The following is a 20618-nucleotide window of genomic DNA, read 5'->3' as shown; positions in this document are numbered from 1 at the left end:
CAAATTTAAGAAATAAATGTCCATTTTTCAGGTTTTAGTGAAAAATGGACATTTATTTTGTGCTTATTTAGAGAATTTATCGATTGCTTTTTTCAATACATCATGTTTATTTGCATAATTGTCTAAGGAATTTCCTTGAACAGCTGCTTCCCAAGCAAGGCGCATACTCTCAAAACCTGCCGCAGCACCATCTGGATGTGCAAGAATCCCTCCACCAGCTAAGTGCATAACATCTACTGTTTCTGCTGCCTTAAAAGTATCTGTAGCTGTTCCTGCCCACTGTCCTGAAGAAACAACTGGCATGGAGCTATAACCATCTAATATAGGTTCTAAGCAAGCTTTGATTGAACGAACAACAGATTCATTACTTTCATAAAACTTTCCATTTAAACCATTAACATGCATATGATCGGCTCCGGCTAAACGACATAGCTTTTGGTATACCGTAAATTCCATTCCAAGCATTGGACATCGAGTTAGCATTCCCCATTGATTTCGGTGTCCGTGAATTGGCACTTCACTAAATTTATTTAAATAGGTAAGTCCTGTATAACCAACGCTATTGATACTGACCATTACACAATTTCCGCCAGCCTTTACAACTATATCATGATTACGTTTTAATTCCTCTATGTCTCCTGTAATATTAAAGGCATACATCACTTTTTTTCCAGTTTTATCAGCAACATGATTTATAGCTCTCATCACTACCTCTACTCTTTTTTCCAAAGGGGCAAAGGCGGGATTTGAGTTAAGTTCATCATCCTTAATGAAATCTAATCCTGCTAAACCTAGTTCTGTTACTAGTTTTTCTAATTGATCTAATGGAAGTCCAATACTCGGCTTCACGATTGTGCCAATAATTGGTCTTCCATAAACTCCGGTCAGCTTTCTTGTCCCTTCTATACCAAATTTCGGCCCTTTGTAAGCTTTAGAAAATTCTTGAGGAATTTCGATATCCAACAACCTTAGTCCAGATAGTTCCTGCAATTCTGATAGATTTCCTGCTACCGCTGACAAGAGATTTGGTATGGATGGTCCAAAATTTTCTATTGGAAAGGATAAGACAATTTCCCCCTGTTTGTACACTCCATCATGATTATTAGGAACTTCCCCCCCTGGCAATGAAGGAGACATAACTTCACCTGTTTCTGTTATACTTACCACCATTGCGCCGAATCTTTCCTTTAAAGAAGCAGTTTCTCCAGGTACAGATATGAACGTTCCTGTTGATTGTTCTCCCGCTATTACTCCTGCAGCATGATCTAATGAGTAAGCAGTCTCTATTCGATATCTGGCTAAAAGCCTATTTTGATTCACATCCTATTCCTCCTATCCTATTAATCCATTCCTGTTTCTACTGGCGTAATAATTAGAACTCCTTTTGGTTCAAGGATGGCTTCTCCGTGGTATAATTTCTTCGTAATAATATCTTCATAGGTATCATTTGAAAAATGTATTTGTTTTACTTCATCACTATGGTTAAGAAGAAACGTGAATGACTTTCCATCTTTTGTTCTCTTTGTTACTTCCACTTCTGAAGGTGTCTTTAATATAGGTTTAATACTGTGTTGATTACAAAGATGATTTATTAGGTTCTCCATAAACTCAGCATCAGGACTGGAAGCTATATACCACGCTTCCCCTTTTCCAAATTTATTTCGTGTTAATGATGGCATACCCTTATAAAAATCACTTCCATATTCGGCAACAATCTCGGCACCTTCTGTATGTAGTAAATCACATAAGATTCCACACTCATATGTTGCTTTAAAACCTTTTATTTCTTTTTTCATTACGATTTGATTGGTTTTCCCTGGATATAAGGCATCCATTTCTTCTACCCAGATTCCTAGAAGATTTCTTAGTTTTCCAGGATATCCACCAAGATGGACTAAATCATTCTCATTTACAATTCCACTAAAGAAAGTGGTTACAAATGTCCCCCCTCTACTAGTGAATTGTTCAATCCTTTTATCAAGGTCATCTTTGACCATATATAGGACAGGTGCAATTACAAGATCATACTTGCTTAAATCTGCTTCTGCATTAATAATGTCAACTGCAATGTTTTTCGAGAAAAATGCCTTATAATACTTTTGAACTTCCTCCACATATTTTAACTGATCACTTGGACCACTTGAGAACTCTACTGCCCACCAATTTTCCCAATCAAACAATAGTGCAATATTTGTATCAATTCGGGAATCCAATAATATTTCTCCAAGCTGCTGTAACTCAGCACCAAGTTCCGCCACTTCCTTAAATACTCTTGTATTCTCATGACCTACATGTTCAATTACAGCACCATGATACTTCTCACAAGCCCCATATGATCTTCTTAATTGGAAGAACATGACCGTATCTGCGCCTCTCGCTATCGCTTGGTAACTCCATAATCTCATTACTCTTGGTCTTTTTAGAGAATTATACGGCTGCCAATTCTGCTGGCTTGGAGTTTGTTCCATAATCATGAAAGGATCTCCATCTTTGAAACCACGCATCATATCAAGTCTAAAAGCAGTTGTACTTTCTGGGGTATCAAAAGCTGGATAATTGTCCCAAGCAACGATATCAACATACTTACTCCATTTAAAATAATCTAATGGCTTGTATGTTGCATGACCATGATAGTTTGTTGTTATTGGAATATTCGGTGTGGTTTTCTTTAAGATTTCGTATTCATCTAAATATCGATCTAAAACACTATCAGAATTAAAGCGATAGTAATCTAATGAAATCCCTTGAAATGCTGTTTTATTAGGATTACTTTCATCCAAGTGTTCACTTAACAGATTGGGAAGAACAATTTCTTCCCAACTGTAAAAAGTATGTCCCCAAAAACGAGTATTCCATGCCTTATTTAATTCTTCTAAACTTCCATACCGTTTTTTTAGCCACACTCTAAATTCTTTTTCACAATTATCACAATAACACTGGCATCCCATTTCATTGTTTACATGCCAAACAACTATTGCAGGATGATTTTGGTATCTATTTGCAAGCTTTTCTACTAACAATTTGGCATACTTTTTATAAGTAGGACTATTCGGACAACTATTATGCCTAAACCCAAATTTCCTTTTCCTCCCGGCGAAATCAACAGATAAAACATCAGGGTAGCGATTTGCCATCCACGCAGGATGATTAGCAGTACCTGTTGCTAAACAAACATAAATCCCATTACTGTAGAGTAAATCAATGATTTCGTCGAGCCATTCAAAGTGATAGGTTTCTTCATCTGGTTGGTTTAATGCCCAAGTAAAAACGTTTAAGGTAACGACATCAATGCCAGCAAGTTTAAACATTCTGATATCTTCTTCCCATGTTTCTCTTGACCACTGTTCTGGATTGTAATCTCCACCATAAAACATTTTAGGTAGTTTTGTACTTAAAATAGTAACCACTCCTTTCTTTATGATTCATATAATCGAACAGGTCCATATAAACCGCCAGAAGCAAAAAGGTTAGACCAATTTTCTTTAATATGTTTTTCTGCTTCATTCCAGTAGGATACCTTTGCGTCTAAATTGCCTCCAACATTACTTGATGGTCTTCCAACTTCATAATGTGTTCCTAGAGTATTAGTCACTCTTACCCTTAAATCATGTGGACCTTTAGCGAGATTATTAGAAAGATTAAATCGGTATGGTCTCCACGCTCTAACTCCTAATGGTTTTCCGTTTAACCATACCTCTGCTGTTCCACGAATATGTCCTAAATCGAGCACAGCTGTTTTTGTACCACTTAATTCAATTTTTCGTTCATATTCCACTACACCACTATGATGTGGTAACGCTAGCTTTGTTCTCCAATCCCCAAGTTCTCCAACTATCGGAGCAGTTTCAAAACGAATGGGCTCTATAAGTGCATCTGCTTCAGAATATGGCCCTGTAGGTACAATACGAATTGCCGCTATCGTTCCTGCTAACTGAGGTGTAAATGAGACACTGTTGTTTGATACGGGTCTTTCCTTCCCATTAATCCACACACGATAGTCACCATCACAAGATAACTTCATTTTATTAGCCCCCACTGGTAATGGAAAACGCATCCAAATTGGCTTTCCAATTCTAGAAGGATCATAATGGAATGGCAGCGGTTTGGCTTCTGGAACAGCATCTGGTAATAACCATCCAACATTAGGTAATGGATGCGGACGATGTTTTATCCATAACGTTTCTGTTTCTGCAAATTGCAAGACCGCTTCATGTAAAATTTCAGGAGGGTTACCTTCTTCATCTTTCCAATCTTTTCCAGTACAAAACTCTATCTCTTCTCCAGAGAAAAACTCGATTATCCCATCGGCAAGTACTTCCCCCTCTCCTTCTGGAAGAAGAAACTTTATTTCATTCTCTCCATCCTTCCAAAGTGCTGTTACATCAACCTCTTCTTGTCCTTGGCGAATATATGGATTAAAATCTCCATGCTCTGTTACTTTTTCTCCATTTACATACAGTGCAACAAGTCCTCTAGCTGCAAAAACTAAACGAACCTTTTGAATAGGAGTTTCTGAGCTAGTTGTAATATACTTTACAAACTGTGATTTAGAGTTTGGTTTGCTGGCATAAATCCACTTCGGTAAGCTAGGACGTTCTTCTACATTTACTTCTATTCCAGCTCGAATGAGTCCAGTTACAATTGCCTTTGCTCTAATAAGGATTTCGTTAGCGCCTTCTTTTAAATAAATCGAGGCTGTCTGTTCCTCTGGCCCTCCGTTCCAATTAATCTCTTTTCCACTAATCCATCCCTTTATCTCCGCATTATTTTCCATTCGGATCCAATATTCACCTTCATGAGGCGCAATTACACTAGTTTTCGCACAAACATAGTCACCCTTATTCACTTCTCCTAGATTTAAAAATCTTCGTGGAATTCTCCCCATACGCCCTGCCCATGTACGAAACTTTAAGTCCCCAAATGTATTACTGTAAACAACCGGTCTTGCATTTTCTTCATCAAACTCTAGTCCATTACTTACTAACCAATAAGCCGATTCCGTCCATAGACGCTCATCCCAGGAAGAATCATCATAGTATGTTTGATGCCAGTTTCCATTTTCTCCAGAACATTCATCCATTTCTTGTTTTACCTTAAACTGCCTACGTTCAATGGAAAGAAAGTTTAGATTATCTCCATGTAAATCAAAATCACCATAGCGGTTATCTAGAGTTGGAACAGCAAGCACCCGCCAATTATCATTTTGAATTTCTTTATATTTTTGCTCGAAAAATGATCCAATATCAGCTGGGAATGAACCTTTAATTTCGTCATTAGAGATTGGTTCATTTTGTACATTAATAGCTGCTTGTTTGACAGGACAAACGATAATTGCTGCCGGCCATGATTCAAATGGAACAATTAACTCTATCCACTCACCATCTCGCTTGTAGTCGAGGTGGTCCATTTGTCCCGTTACCGGATCCCATAATTCCGGTTCACCAATTGTTTTTAAACGATAAGTACCTTTAGATTGTATAGTGGTATCAGGATTCGCCGGTTCATGCATTTTTAATAACTTTCCGTTATCAGGTAATAGTAAAAATACATCCGTATCATTTATTCTCCGCTGTAAGGTTAAGCCATTCCCTTTCACACGCTTCTGGATTTGTTTTTCAATCGACTCCATCGCTTCTTCAGCTGTTTTTACAAACGTTATTCCAGGAATGAAAGGATCATTATCTGGAATATCAACTCCAATTACCCAGCCACCTTGATTAATCCATGCTTCTAACTTTGTTTGAGCTTCTTCATCCATAATCGTTGTACCACATAACAGAAGTACGCTAAATTGCTCCTCTGCAATTTTTAATTTCTTATTTTCAACAGATGATTTTTGAAGTGCTGAATCATCGACAATATCAAAATCATGTCCTAGCTTACGAATAATTCCAAGCTTTGTCTGATCTCTACGATTCCAGCTACCCGCAATGCTTTCATACGTTTCATGTATATGCTTCATAGCATCATTAGGCATTTTATTAGAAACAGACATTGGATGTTCATTCGCATCCCCATCACTTAAACTCATGAAACCACATGCAGCCTCAGATGGATAATGGACCGCAATATCGGCGATGTGGGTTCCCTCTGTTAGTAAGGAACACACTCTGCTGATTGTATTGGCAAACACGGAGTAATGTTCAAAATATGGTTGCCTCCAGCCCGTATCTGGCGGAGCCCACTCCCACCATCCCCCTCGCGTACTGTAATAAACGGAATGTGGACTATAAAGCGTTACCCCTGTTTGCAACCAAGGTATTAGCCAGTGCATCGTTTCTTCAAGTGTTCCTCCCCAACCACTTGTATGAAAGGATTCTAGAAAAACTCTTTTTCCGCCATGTAAATGTGCCATAGAAGAATGGACTTTTGCATTCCCTTCCATGTCAGAACCAGCAGCACTATACCATCGATGTGTTCGAAAATAATCTAAATAAAGACGCTGGGCACCATGTACATCTGCTCTCCTTGCAGGACCAGCTTGGTCACAGCATAAGAGAAGGTCATATTTTTTATGCCATTCCGATAACGGAATAAAAAAAGACGTTTCAGCTAAACCTGCTGCTAATTTATAGACTCGTCTGCGAACTTCTGCTGATTTTGGCAGTTCATCAAATAACGAAGGCAGTTGAGGAATCAAATTCTCTTTATACCTATTAAAATATAACTCCGGCATTTCTGGTGTCCATAATGGTAGAGGTGGCAATTCATCCTGAAAAGTTCCACCGATTGTTTTTCCCAGATCATTTGGAAAACGACGCTCAAACTCTCCATGGACGCGATCAATTAGCATGGCAGCGGCGTCATGATTAAGCCAATTAAAGCCTTGAACAACAGCCGCATATATATATTCATCATTTTCCAATAAAACATTTGATTTTTCTGGAATTTCTTCTCCATGTAAAAAACGCCTTAAAGCCCATCCAGTGTATTCAGGGTGCTCCGTTACAATTCTTGCAGGTAAATTAGATCCAGAAAATCCAATTTGATCATAAAAAAAGATTCTCATTCCTAGTCTTTCCGCTTCTCTTATGGCTACTTCAAACATATTCCACCATTGTTCAGAAAAATATGCCGGGTTATCACTTTTACTGCCATACTGTGGTCCAGTCGGTGCAATATTCATAATGCCTATATTCCGCAAGCCCCCACTATGAAACTTTTGCATTTGCCAGCGAACCCTCTCAGCTGTTACTTCTTCAGCACTCCACCACCAAAAGGGTACAGGACCAAAGCGATGATCAATCTTGATAAAGCTATTTCGAATATGCTCCAAGCTCATATATTTCACTCCTTTTATTATTAGAGTCACCTCAAACATTAACCGCTCACATAAAGGGTTATTTAATTCTTCTTTTATTCTATTCCTTCTAATCATTGCAAGAATAGCGATGATTTTTAATCAAAACTCTTAATATTAAGTAAAAATAAAAGCTATTCACCATTATCTTAAGAATGAATACCTTTTTCTTAAAATAAAGTATAATATTTTGCTTTTCACTCTTGATAAGATAATACAAAGTGCCTAATCTTTTTTAGAAAGGGGATGTAGAGGTGCAAATACAGACAGTTTTAATTGAAAATCAATCTTGTCCATTAGGAATAGACTGTGAACAGCCTGCTTTCTCTTGGTCCTTTGCAGAATCAAAGGAACGCGGAAACTATCAAACCGCATACCGCATCATTGTTTCAGACAATGAACAATCATTAGAAGACGATTTGGGTACCATTTGGGACAGTGGTATCGTAAAAAGTAGAAGAAATATTAATGTACTGTTTCAAGGGGAACCACTTGTATCTCGCAAAAGATATTTTTGCAAAATACAAGCCTGGGACCAAAACAAAAAAATGATGGAAAGCCAAATTACTTGGTGGGAGATGGGATTATTACATCAAAGCGATTGGTCTGCTGAATGGATTTCAAAACACATTATGGAGGACGGTCATGAGATTCAGCCTATCCCTCTATTTAGGTACGGATTTAACATTGAAAAGCCAGTAAAACAAGCAAGAATTTATATTTCTGGTCTCGGTCACTATGAATTACGGCTAAATGGCTCCAAGGTTGAAAATAGAGTTTTAGAGCCAGGCTGGACCAATTATAATAAAACATGCCTTTATTCCGTTTACGATGTAACTAACTATTTATCGGTTTCAACTAATACTATTGGCGTTATTCTTGGTAACGGATTCTACAATGTTACTGGTGGAAGATATGTAAAATACAAAGGTTCCTTCGGTGAACCAACTTTTATTGCACAATTAGAGATTCAATATGATGACGGTACAAGATCCGTTATTACCAGTAATACTAATTGGCTATCTTCTCTCGGTCCTACTACTTTTTCTTGTATTTATGGAGGAGAAGATTATGATGCCCGTTTAGAGCAGCTTGGTTGGGATACTGCTAATTTCTCTGTAAATGATCTTTGGAAGCCAGCTTTGAAGGCGGTCCCGCCAAAGGGGAAATTAAGAGCACAGAAAACTCCTCCATTGAAAATAATGAAAACGTTTAACCCAGTTGAAATGAAAGAAATTAAACCAAACGTTTATGTAGCTGACTTGGGACAAAATTTTTCTGGCTGGATAAGGTTAAAAGTTAAAGGCTTTCGAGGTATGACTGTTAAACTGACACCAGCAGAATTAGTAAATGAAGATGGATCTCCTAATCAAACATGGACTGGTTCTCCGTATGAATTAAATTATACGTTAAAGGGTGTAGGTGAAGAAACCTGGAATCCTTGCTTTACTTACTCTGGATTCAGATACGTACAAATGGAAGGAGCCATTCCTAAAGGGTTCCCTATTGAAAATAGTAATTTACCACAATTACTCTCTTTAGAAGGCCAAATGATTTACCCGGACTTTGAGAATAGTGGTGACTTTGAAAGCTCCGATGAGTTATTAAATCGAACGCACGAATTAATTAACTGGGCCATATTAAGTAATACGAAAAGTGTCTTCACCGATTGTCCACATAGAGAAAAATTAGGTTGGCTTGAACAAGTGCATTTAATGGGGCTTCCCCTTATTTATAATTATCCAGTGGAATCTTTACTCTCGAAAGTCCTTGATGACATTAAGGATGCTCAGCTTCAAAATGGAATGATTCCAACAACCGCCCCAGAATACGTAGTCTTTGAAGAACCTTGGGATATCTTCCGACATTCCGTCTCTTGGGGTGCGACGTATATATTAGCAGCTTGGATGATGTATCAAAAATATGGCAATAGTAAAGTTCTTCAGGATCACTATGAAAATATGAAAAGATACATCCATTTCATTAAAAACCGCTCTAAAAATTATATCGTTAAAGATGGTCTTGGAGATTGGTATGATGTGGGACCAAATGGACCTGGTTTTGCTCAAAATACTCCAGTATCCTTACCCGAAACTGCAATGTTCTTCCATCTAGTTCAAGTATTGGAACGAATCACTAGAGCACTAAATAAAAATGAAGATACACAAGCATATATATTTTTAAGTCAACAAATTAAGGAGGCTTATAATAAAGAATTCTTTAATCCTTTTACTAGTCAGTATGCTACTGGAAGTCAAGCTGCGAATGCCATGTCTCTTACTCTAGGCTTAGTAGATGATCCTTATCAATCAAAAGTTTTACAAAATCTTGTAGATGACATTGTAAAACGGGGTTTCCATACTACCTCTGGTGATATCGCCCATCGTTACGTTTTATTAGCATTATCTGATAATCATCGTTCCGATATTATTTTTAAAATGACTAGAAATACAGATTATCCTAGTTATGGTTATCAAATTGAGCATGGTGCTACTGCGCTAACAGAAGCTTGGGACGGTCCAACAGTTGGAAAATCACAAAATCACTTTATGCTTGGTCACATAGAAGAATGGCTATACAGCGGATTAGCGGGTCTAAATTATACGTTTGATCCGATTAAGGAAGCCTACCAATTTAAGATTAACCCTTACTATGAAAATACTTTACAATGGGTTAAAACAGAGCAAGTTTTATATACAGGCAAAATGTATACTCATTGGAAGCTTGTAGATAATAATCGACTCTCTTTAGAAGTTCAACTCCCAGCGAATTGCTCTGGTGAAGTTTATATCCCAGCTGTCTCCATTACAGATATTACCGAAAATGGAGTTTCAATCGATGAGGCAGAGGGTGTAAAGTTCCAACGTTTCGAGAACGGTTGCATCGTCTTAAAAATAGTTTCCGGCCACTATCATTTTGAAAGCATTCCATTAAATAATGAAAAGGAGAAATCTGATGAATATCCAATCGTACCTAACACCCTATAAATATGGTAAGCCTGTTCTTTCAGGATCAGGGATTAAAGGCAACTTTGATTATCGCGCCGTTGACTGTCCCTTTGTCTTCCAACATAAAAATAAATTTTATATGATGTATGTTGGCTTTGATGGGGAAGGTTATCAAACAGCTCTTGCAATAAGTAAAGATTTACTTAATTGGGAACACCTTGCTGTTATATTACGAAGAAATGAAGGGTCTGCGTGGGATTCGAAAAACGTTGCAGGGACTTGGATGCTTAAAGAAAATCGAATTGATGCTCCCCCAACATTAAAAAAGTGGGATAATAAATATTGGCTAGTATATCATGCCTATCCAGAATTCGGTTATGAGGAAGGCTCCGCAAAAATTGGTCTAGCATGGACAGAGGATGAAAATTTGTTGGAATGGCATCGCCTAGAAGACCCTATCTTAATCCCTGAAAATGGAGATGATTGGGAAAAAGGTGGTCTCTATAAAGAATGTTTGATTGAACATGAAGGAACATTTTATTTATTTTATAACGCAAAAAATACCAACACTGGAAGATGGATCGAGCAGACAGGTGTTGCCACCTCTACTAATTTAAAAGACTGGATAAGATACGAGAATAATCCAGTCTTAAAAGTTTCTCCTGATCGATGGGACGCTGGATTTGTAAGTGACCCTTGCGTCTTGCAAGACGGGGAACAATGGATAATGTACTTCTTTGGTTATAACTACAAAAAGGCACAGGAAGGGATTGCCCTCTCAAAGAATCTTTTTAATTGGGAGAAATATCCTGAACCAATTATTACAGTTGGGAATGAGGGCGAAATCGACTCAATCTTCGCCCATAAACCTTCTGTCATTATGCATAATGGTGTTCTTTATCATTTCTATTGTTCAAGTAGAGCATATAGAAATGGAGATCCAACTATTAACTGGGGAACAGAATATCGAACCATCACTGTCGCTGCTTCAAAGGATTTTTTTTCTTACGCGGAATAAATAACACCAACCATGTTTATGAGTTATAATAGACTTATAAATTATTTAAGTTGGTGTTTATTTATGCGTACAAAAAATCGGTTAAATCCAGTTGAATCTATTTACTATACTCCTGAGATTACACATTGCCCTAAATGTGAAGGCAAATTAACATACTGTCATCCTGTATGGCGGAAAACCATCTCTACTCTTAAAGGTGAATTTAAAGTAATCAATCTAGGTTACAGATGCGAAAATAACTCCTGTGATAATCATATCGTTTATCGCTCTGCAGAGGCTGAACAACTCAGTATGAAACATATTACATATGGAATGGATGTCATTGCTCATATTGGTCATTTACGCTTTAAAGAACATAAAACACGATTAGAAATTACCGACATACTAACGGAGAAGCAGATTAAAATCTCTGAAAGACAGGTTCAAAAACTCTATGAACGCTACGCGTTACTACTTAGGTCATCTGTCGAAGAGAACACGAAAGAAATTTTAGAGAAAGTCGTAGAAGAAAGTGACGGATTAATCCTTTCTATTGATGGCGTTCAACCTGAAAAAGGAAACGAAACACTTTATGTAATCCGTGAGGTACTAAGTGGAACTGTCCTAGCTGCACACAATCTAAAGAGTAGTGCATCTCAAGAATTGGTTGGGATTATTCAACCCATCATTAATTGGGGTTACCCAATTCAAGGGTTTATTAGTGATGGGCAACAGTCAATCCGTTTAGCGATTGAGAAAGTCGCACCAAACATTCCATATCAGTATTGTCAGTTCCATTACTTTAAGGATATTGCCAAACCATTAGTGGAAAAGGACCGAAAGTTAAAGACAAATATTAAAAAGAAGCTAAGGGGAATTCGAGATATCGAGAGAAAAATAGAAGAATCCCCTTCAGAAAGCTTAGAAGATGAAATCGCAAGTGATTATGTGGCAGCCATTCGCTCCGTATTACTGGAAGATGGTAAGCCCCCGTTTGAATTACCTGGTACTCGAGTCTATGAACGAACAAAATCAATCAAAGACTCGATTGAAAAATGCCTGGATAAAAAAGGGGACTCTTTTACTTGAAAAGCTATTCAGAATAGTCAGTAATGTTGATAACTTTAACTCAGATTATCAACTTGTGAAACGTTGGGACCTGCGTTTTAAACGGATTGCCACTATTATGGAGCCATCTGAAAATAAAACAAGTTCTTGGGTCGAAAATAGACTAAAACAGTATCTAGATCATATTAAAAAAGAGCTTAATCGGGAAGAGGATCATGCGTTTGTGGATAATCTTTTAAGATATAGTAATGGCTTTTGGAAAGGACTTTTTACTATATACGATTTCCCTCTCTTACCTAGGACGAACAATGATTTAGAACTATTCTTTAGACGTACAAAAGTAAGGCATAGGCGAATAACTGGTAGTCGAACTTGGAATCGTTATATTGTTCGTCATGGTGAAAACATTGTTTTTGTTGAAGGTGTTACAGATGAACGAGACGGTTTGAATAAGATAAGGAAAGCTGACTATTCTACCTATAAGAACGAAGCTAATAAGTGGAATAACCGGATACTTGAACACACAAAACAGAGAAGGTTTAAAAAGGACCCAAATGCATATTTACTCAATATTGAGAGCAAATGGAACGAGCACAACTAACCTATTGTGTTAGTTGTGCCGTCTAAGTTTTTTTAAAACTTCGAACCAACTAAAAAAGAGTTGTCCGTGGTGCCGAGAACTCTTTTTTCTATATCCGAAGAAGCTTTTTTCGATTTGTCATCTAAACTGTTGTGTACCTGAACCAACAAAGTTATTAACACACTACGGTTAACGCCCTTCTGCCCCATATCAAGAACTCTTTCACTAATAATAAAGGGCATTCAATGATGCCCTTTACCACTGTATTTACGATAAAATTTTTGATTCGTCCTTTGCAATCTCTTTTTGCATATTCTCAGTTTCTTCCACAAAAACATTTGTTAACTGGCCAAGTTTTTCAATCTCAATTGTAATTGTATCACCTGGTTTTAAGTATTCTTGTTTTTCAGGCAGGAATTACTTTCAAAGCATCTTATTCCTTTGTCAGTTTTAATACCTAAGATGAACGATTTTCACTAGCAAAATTTAATAATTTCATCATTTATTCCTCCTTTTCTTTAAAGCAATTCTCTCTATAGACAATTGTTTATATAACCTCTTCATTATGCATTTTTGCCAGAGACTACTCCGCCATCGATGTACAGTGGTGAACCCATCATGAACTTTGATTCATCCGATGCTAAAAACAGTGCTGCCTGAGCAACATCTTCCAGATTTAACTAAGAAAAACGCTGTGATGTAGCAACAACAGGAAGGAATCCACGGCTATGATTCCATGTAACCCCCTTTAATTTAATTGTCATTTGGATAATTTTCCATCCTTCTATTTAATTCGGTTACAATTTATCGATAAATAAATCTCTTTTATAAATAAGTTTCCAATATTACTTGTCAGCTTAAATGGAGTCACTATCGTCAAATAGAGCCTTATCAACTTCCTACCGCCACTTATATTTAGGAACCCCTCCAAAAAGTCGTTTTGTTTTTTCATTTGACAATAAAGATTGATAGCCATCAATCGATGCACGGAAATCCTTTACATCCGGATAACATATTGCCATCAGTTCTGAACTCTTGATATCCATACTAGACTTTTAGGTGTATTAAAAGCATAGTAATATTATTATTTTCGCATTTTCAATCGTTAAAAAAGTGCACAAATCTAAGGTTCAGGTTTCCATTTTAAAGAATCTGTTATGACCAACAAATGAAAAGAGGCTGCCCCATAAGTTTTTAAACTTTTGAGACAGCCTCTTAAATAAATTTTAAGCTTGATTTATATGTGATTAGAACTGTTATGAGCTTTTCCGCGTTTTTAAATGGTAATTTTATATAATCGCGCCACTTTATTGCTCTTAAAATCAAACAGCATAGTATCTCTAGAATAATCAAACATACCAACTTTTTCTTGTTTTTTTGGATAAATTTGTTCGACGTTGATTAATTCATAGGGAAATTTAATACTAAATTGATTACTCTCACTATAAGTTCTCCATACCGCAAGATAAATTTCATTTTCACATTTTAATGAAAAGCTAAACCATTCATCATCTATCTTAGGGATTCCTGAGTACCATTCAGGGGATGATTTAGGAATATTATGGCGAATTTCTTTATAAACATCAATCCCTTCCTTTACTAAAGAAAGTCTTTCTGTATTTAATTCAGCAAGATGCCCACTTTGATGTATCCTTAAAAGCATAGAATTTATCATATTAAAAATTACCTCTTCTAAATCACCCTCTTTTAAAGGATACGACCAAATGGCTGATTGTTCAGGAGTAATCGCCGAAGCACAAATTGCTGCAATTGCCCCATTCCTTAAATAATCAGTTTGGTCTGTAACAGATTGAATACTATGTCTTGCTAACATAGCATAATCATGTCTCATTCCACCACTACCACAATTTTCAATTATTAGATCCGGATATTTTTCGAATATTTCATCTAACCATTTTAGATATGCTCGATTATGCTGTAGAAGCGCTTCACTAAAGCTGTCAGCATTAATATCACTACCTATACCCGTTGGTGTATTATAATCCATTTTAATATAACCAATTTGGTAATCATCAATCAGACGATCAATAACGGAAGTCGCATATTCTCTTACTTCCGAATTTCGGAAATCTAAATGATATCTACTATGGTCTTTAATCCTTTTTCCATGACGACAGATAAACCATTCGTCTGGTAACGAATTAGCTAATTCGCTATTAATACCCATCACTTCAATTTCTAACCACAAGCCGGGAATCATTTCTTTATCACGAATATACTTAGCCAAAAAATTAATACCTTCTGGAAAACGTTCCCTTGATGGAAGCCACTCTCCAACGTTATCCCACCAATAGCCATCAGAATACCAACCGCAATCAATTACATAGTATTCACAGCCTACTTCTGCAGCTTTATCAATTAATGGAAGTTCTTTAATGGTTGTTGGATCTCCCATTAAGCAATTCATATAATCATTAAAAATGACTGGACATTTTTGGTTATCCTCATTATCTCTACGTATTGCTCTTCTATAGAGAGTCAATGCATTAATCGATTCATCAAATCCACCATTTACAGTTCCATAGGCTATGGTGACTGATTCAAAAGCTTCACCTTCCCCCAAAGATTTCCACCAATGATTAGTGGGCTCTGTTGGTCCCAATCCTCTTAGTGCTATATATTTTCCTAAACCACAGTCTGTCAATTCCCAATGCCACTCACCATTATTTTCTATTTGCCAAAAGCTAGAAACATTTAATAATGGATTATGCAACACTGCTAATGGACTATATTGCGAGCATGACCAAGAACTATTATTAGTTATAGAAATAGTTTTCGTGGAATCTTGTAGTTTTTCACCATCCAATTGAAAATCTAAACCATAATTTTTCAATGTATCCTGTTGCCATTGCAATTCGCCAGTCCAAGAGTTGTGTGGCAAATATAGAATATGATCAATATATTTTTGAAAAACTTGCCCTTGATTCAAATTAGTAATATTAATTGAAGTAATATATTCAATTCCAATTGGTTCACCAAGGTTTTCAACAATATTTTTCCAACGAAATACATCAGTATCTGTAACATATTCAATAATAGTTTTTACTCTGATATCTATCTTCTGAAATACATATCGTTGCGAAATAATTAGTTCATTATTTTCTGTCTTAATATCCTCTAGCTCTAATTCACTACCCAGTAAGGTATTCCCAAGTTTATTTCCTTTATGTTGTGGCTGATTCATTCCAGTAACTTGAAGTTCAACTAGATTACTTGAGTTGACTAAATGCTGATCCAATGTATTCATATCAACATATGGAAAAGTAGAAAATTGTACTAAACGAATTTTATTTTCTTCCGTTAACACAAACGCTATATTTGTAGATCCAAATCTATACTTAAATTCTTTTATTATATTCATCATATATTATCCTTTCACTGCTCCTGACATTAATCCTGATAATAAATAACGTTGTAAAAATACAAAAATTATTGTGACTGGAATAACAGCCAGTACACTTGCTGCCATCAAATTTCCCCAGTCTGTAGTAAACTGCCCCCTAAATAAGGTTATTCCTGGAGTTAATGTACGATGAGCTACATCATTAATTAAAACATATCCAAACATATACTCATTCCATGCTGTTACAAAAGTATATAATCCCGTTGATACCAAACTAGGAATAGAAACTGGAAGTATAATTTGAACAAGAGTTCTGAACCTAGAGGCTCCATCCAGTTCGGCAGATTCCTCTAGTGATATAGGTACACTGTCAAAAAAACCTTTCATCATAAAAGTACTTAACGGTATAACAAATGTAGAGTATGCTAAAATTAAAGCAGGATAGGAGTTAATCAGATGTACTCCTTTAAATATCATATATATTGGAATCAGTAATAATACACCTGGAACCATTTGACTCACAGTTAAAGACAAGCCTGCTAATTTTATAGACTTATAGCGTCCATATCTACTCAAAGCATAACCTGCTAATATTGCCAAAATAAGGCCAATAACTGTAGTTACAAACGACACAAATAAACTATTTTTAAAAAAAATCAAAAAATCCGATTCTTGTAAGACTTCCTTAAAATTTGTTAAAGAAAAATTCCTTGAAAAAAACGATGGTGTTGTCGAGTAAATCTCTGTATCTGGCTTTAAAGCAGTTGATACCATCCATAAAAAAGGAAAAAAGGAAAAAATCGAACATAAAACTAAGATAAGGTATGTTGCAATCTTTGAAAATATTATTTCACTTTTGCTTTTAACCATTTATGCAGCCTCCTTAATCTTTTTTGCAACAAGTTTTATTAATGGTATAAATGCGAATAACAGTAATAAAATGAAAATCATAATTACAGATAACGCGGAAGATTTTCCAATATCGTAACTTTTCATCGCAAATCGATAAATCATAATTGGCAATGTTTCAGAAGAATAATTCGGTCCACCTTCTGTAGTAATCCAGATGAAGTCAAAGTTTACCGAAGTCCAAACAATATGCATAAAAATTAAAGTGGTTATCACATTTTTTAAACCAGGTAATGTTACATGGAAAAAACGGTAAAAAATATTTGCTCCATCCATTGCAGATGCTTCATACAAATCTTCAGGAATAGATTGCAATCCTGCAAGAATACTAATAACCCAATATGGAAAAGTTCTCCATATATTAATAAAGGTAACTGTTAACAATGCAGTTTCAGTATCACCAAGCCAATAGATTGATTTATCAATTAAACCTAACTTAACAAACAAATAATTCAAAATTCCATAATCTGGATTTAACATCCATGTCCATGTTAAGCCAGCAACAGCAATCGGTACGATCCAAGGAATAATAATCATACTTCTGAATGCTACTCTACCTTTTATTTTCTGATTTAGAGCAATTCCAACTGTTACTCCTAATAAAAGTTCACCGAAAACCGATAAAATTGTCCAAACTACCGTATTTTTTAAGTTGTTCATAAATAATTGGTCAGAAAGCACTTTTTTAAAATTTTCTAATCCAACAAAACCATCCAAATTCGGATTTGTTAAACTTTTAGCATGAAAGCTATCCCAAATAACTTGAACCAGTGGAATACCTATCAAAAAAACCATGAAAATAATCGCAGGACCCATATACACAAGGGAATTTATTCGATTAGCGGTTTCTTTATTCATCTTTTTTGAAAGCTCCATTTCAATCTTCCCTTCTTAAGAAAATGTGAACGAAAAGACTATTCGCCCACATCGGATACTTATTCAGCGTATACTTCTTGGTTTTTCAATGCTTCGTTAATTTTGTCAGAAAGATATTTTGCAGCATCTTTAGGACTATCTCCATTTTGAAGAACCATCGCAATTGCATCTTGCATTGGCCGAGTAATTTCTGCCATTGAGATTGGTGGAAGTGGTTGTGCTTGACTAATTAATTCTGGGTTAGCAAAACCTTGAGCCCATTTATTATTTCCATCAATTTCCATATCCATTCTTGGTGATCCTTCAGGTCTTCCAGCTTGCTGATTCTCTTTATTTAGAAGATATTTAACTAATTTAGTAGATTCTTCTATTTCTCTTTCGTTATTGTTGTAAATATAATAGGTACTTATTTCTAAGAATGTAGATGGATTAGAGTTATGTGGCGGTAATCCTACTGCTACATCTTTCATTTCTTCTGGATTATTTGCTTCGTAGTTTTGCATCCATGAACCATCATTTACCATCGCATATTTACCTAAGGAAAAGTTTGTGTCTAGTTCTTCCCAACCACCCACAGCTGAATTTGGATCAATAACTTCATTGTCTAACATATCTTTGTAAAACTGAAAAACCTCTGTAGCTTTCTTCAAATTGTCTGAACTATCTTGCCAAGTGTTTTTATATTTGCCGTCACCCTCAGAATCCGCAATGTTTAAACCATTTTGGAAAAGGAAAGATGCTAGTTCTTGAGGTGCTCTATCCCCTGTACCTGCAATACCAAAAGCATATTTCCCAGTTTTATCTTTAATTGTTTTAGCCATTTCAACCATCTCATCCCAAGTTTTCGGAGGAGCATTGTAGCCTGCCTTAGTTAATAAATCGCTATGATATACTAATGCTCTTGGTGCAATATAGTTTGGCAATGCTTGTAGTTTCCCGTCAGTAGTTAAAGCATCTATCACATTTGGATAAAATTGATCCTTATCTTCATATGAATCCCAAAAGCTAGATAAATCTGCTAATGCACCCATATTGCTAAACTCACCATACCATTCACCTAACCCCCAAGTAATAGAAGGTGCATCACTTGCAGCAACAGAAGTAACAATTTTATCTTTTAACTGATCCCAATTAAACAATTGATAATCTATTTCAATATTATTTTTCTCTGCATACTCTTTGATTAGTTCCTCCTCGTGTATCTGATCCTTGTTTCCTTTGGTTGCTCCTGACCAGAATACTAATTTCACTTTACCATTTTCACTATTTTCATCTCCGCTACCAGAGCCACAACCCGCTAAAATCATACTTAATAAGAATAAAGTAGTAATCATCCATACTATGCTTTTTTTTCGAACCATATTATTACCTCCTAATTGTTATCGCTTACAACATATATTATAATTAGAGTAAGATGATAAATAAATAACGAGTTCTATTCTAAAGTATACACTTTCTGACTTTTTAAACTATTTTTTTCTCAAAGAAAACTATACAAAATCTGATATAAAGGAATGATAAAATGTTTTTAGAAAGCAAAGATAGAATTGAATTCTTTTTTAATGATTGTCTTCTAACTGATCTAAGTATAATAAATTTTGGACATGAAAAATGTCTGCCTTTACACAGCTTTGGACCACAAGTAAGAGAATACTATGTTATACACTATATATTGAATGGAAAAGGGATTTATAAGTATAAAAATAATCAATATCATTTGAAAAAAGGAGATTTTTTTCTAATCACGCCTAAAGATTCCGATCCTCTCTATCAAGCTGACGCTAAATCTCCTTGGGAATATATCTGGATTGGTTTAGAAGGAAATAAAGTAGAAGAAGTTTTAGCAGATTTGGGTTACAACGGAGAAAATAAAGTTGGACATGTTCTCAACCAAGATTTAATTGATCAACACATCAAAGAGCTAATAACAACAAATTTTCTTTCTCAATCTAGTTCTTTAACCATTCAAGGTAAATTAATTACTATATTATCCTTATTAAGCTTAGATGGATCAAACATATCTTTAAATTCTAACATGACTTCTGAGCAAAAAATTGTTGAACAATTTATTTTATATATTAGAAAAAACTATTGGAGAGAAGATTTAAGTGTCCAGACACTTGCTGACGATTTAGGATTTAATAGTTCTTATTTATCAAGAATCATTTCAAAAAAATTAGGAGAAAGTACTTTGGAATACTTAATTAAATATCGAATGCTAAAAGCCAAATTCTTAATTGAAAACTCCGATCACACAATCGCGTTAATTTCTAAAGCTGTAGGATACCAAAATCCGCTTTCTTTCTCAAGAACTTATAAAAGAATTTATGGACACTCACCTAGAAACAGCAGAACTAAATATTAATTTATTACTTTATTACATGATAAATATCCTGTTCATTTTTAAAAATGTTTACGGTTAATTAATAAAACAACATTCTATAAGTCGTAAGATGTTCAAGCCAGAGTTTGACCAATCATTATTTATTTTTAATTTTAAGAAAAAAGTTCCAGCATAAGAGAAAACTAATAACTAATGTCATTCATTTTAGGACTACGGATGGATTTTCTTAAAT

At 35.5% G+C, this 20618-nt stretch carries 13 protein-coding genes and 1 pseudogene; 5 read left to right on the top strand and 9 right to left on the bottom strand.

Going from position 1 to position 20618, the window contains the following annotated elements; genetic code table 11:
* Window positions 1-63 precede the first annotated feature (63 nt).
* From AB3U99_RS07565 to AB3U99_RS07555, 3 genes are read right to left on the bottom strand one after another with little or no spacing between them, the layout of a single operon-like run.
* The gene (locus AB3U99_RS07565; RefSeq protein WP_400246683.1) at window positions 64-1320 is read right to left on the bottom strand and encodes a ribulose-bisphosphate carboxylase large subunit family protein; all 1257 of its coding nucleotides are present in this window, start codon (window positions 1318-1320) and stop codon (window positions 64-66) included.
* Window positions 1321-1340: 20 nt separating this feature from the next.
* Window positions 1341-3398: a beta-galactosidase gene (locus AB3U99_RS07560; RefSeq protein WP_400247985.1), complete on the bottom strand. Its 2058-nt coding sequence runs from the start codon at window positions 3396-3398 to the stop codon at window positions 1341-1343.
* 17 nt (window positions 3399-3415) lie between these two features.
* The gene (locus AB3U99_RS07555) at window positions 3416-7282 is read right to left on the bottom strand and encodes a hypothetical protein (RefSeq protein ID WP_400246682.1); all 3867 of its coding nucleotides are present in this window, start codon (window positions 7280-7282) and stop codon (window positions 3416-3418) included.
* Window positions 7283-7554: 272 nt separating this feature from the next.
* Between AB3U99_RS07555 and AB3U99_RS07550 the strand changes: the two genes are divergently transcribed.
* The 4 genes from AB3U99_RS07550 (at window position 7555) to AB3U99_RS07535 (ending at window position 12914) form a co-directional block, all read left to right on the top strand.
* Window positions 7555-10287, top strand: coding sequence for a family 78 glycoside hydrolase catalytic domain (locus AB3U99_RS07550; RefSeq protein ID WP_400246681.1), 2733 nt, complete (start codon window positions 7555-7557; stop codon window positions 10285-10287).
* Window positions 10256-11266 carry a hypothetical protein gene (locus AB3U99_RS07545; RefSeq protein ID WP_400246680.1) on the top strand — a complete coding sequence of 337 codons (1011 nt, stop codon included), beginning with the start codon at window positions 10256-10258 and terminating at the stop codon, window positions 11264-11266. The genes AB3U99_RS07550 and AB3U99_RS07545 overlap by 32 nt, the downstream gene beginning before the upstream one ends.
* Before the next feature lie 63 nt (window positions 11267-11329).
* A complete protein-coding gene (locus AB3U99_RS07540; RefSeq protein ID WP_400242607.1) occupies window positions 11330-12334 on the top strand; it encodes a transposase in 1005 nt (334 codons plus the stop codon).
* Entirely contained in the window at window positions 12264-12914 is a 651-nt protein-coding gene (locus tag AB3U99_RS07535) for a hypothetical protein (RefSeq protein ID WP_400242608.1), read from the top strand. The genes AB3U99_RS07540 and AB3U99_RS07535 overlap by 71 nt, the downstream gene beginning before the upstream one ends.
* Before the next feature lie 542 nt (window positions 12915-13456).
* Here AB3U99_RS07535 and AB3U99_RS07530 read toward each other — a convergent pair.
* The 6 genes and pseudogenes from AB3U99_RS07530 to AB3U99_RS07505 form a co-directional block, all read right to left on the bottom strand.
* Window positions 13457-13564 (bottom strand): annotated as a pseudogene (locus AB3U99_RS07530) (SDR family oxidoreductase); the annotation flags it as partial.
* 228 nt (window positions 13565-13792) lie between these two features.
* Entirely contained in the window at window positions 13793-13915 is a 123-nt protein-coding gene (locus AB3U99_RS07525) for a hypothetical protein (RefSeq protein ID WP_400246679.1), read from the bottom strand.
* Between the two features lie 254 nt (window positions 13916-14169).
* Complete coding sequence (locus tag AB3U99_RS07520) at window positions 14170-16275, bottom strand: glycoside hydrolase family 36 protein (protein ID WP_400246678.1); 2106 nt, start codon at window positions 16273-16275, stop codon at window positions 14170-14172.
* A 6-nt stretch (window positions 16276-16281) separates the two neighbouring features.
* Window positions 16282-17127, bottom strand: coding sequence for a carbohydrate ABC transporter permease (locus tag AB3U99_RS07515; protein WP_400246677.1), 846 nt, complete (start codon window positions 17125-17127; stop codon window positions 16282-16284).
* Window positions 17128-18042, bottom strand: a complete 915-nt coding sequence (locus AB3U99_RS07510) for a carbohydrate ABC transporter permease (RefSeq protein WP_400246676.1) — start codon at window positions 18040-18042, stop codon at window positions 17128-17130.
* 59 nt (window positions 18043-18101) lie between these two features.
* Complete coding sequence (locus AB3U99_RS07505; RefSeq protein WP_400246675.1) at window positions 18102-19403, bottom strand: ABC transporter substrate-binding protein; 1302 nt, start codon at window positions 19401-19403, stop codon at window positions 18102-18104.
* 161 nt (window positions 19404-19564) lie between these two features.
* Here AB3U99_RS07505 and AB3U99_RS07500 point away from each other — a divergent pair, with 161 nt between their 5' ends.
* Entirely contained in the window at window positions 19565-20407 is an 843-nt protein-coding gene (locus AB3U99_RS07500; RefSeq protein WP_400246674.1) for an AraC family transcriptional regulator, read from the top strand.
* Window positions 20408-20618: the final 211 nt, after the last annotated feature.

This window comes from Niallia tiangongensis (genome assembly GCF_044704065.1).
Lineage (GTDB): Bacteria > Bacillota > Bacilli > Bacillales > Cytobacillaceae > Niallia > Niallia tiangongensis.
This window is presented reverse-complemented; position numbering and strand designations above follow the sequence as displayed.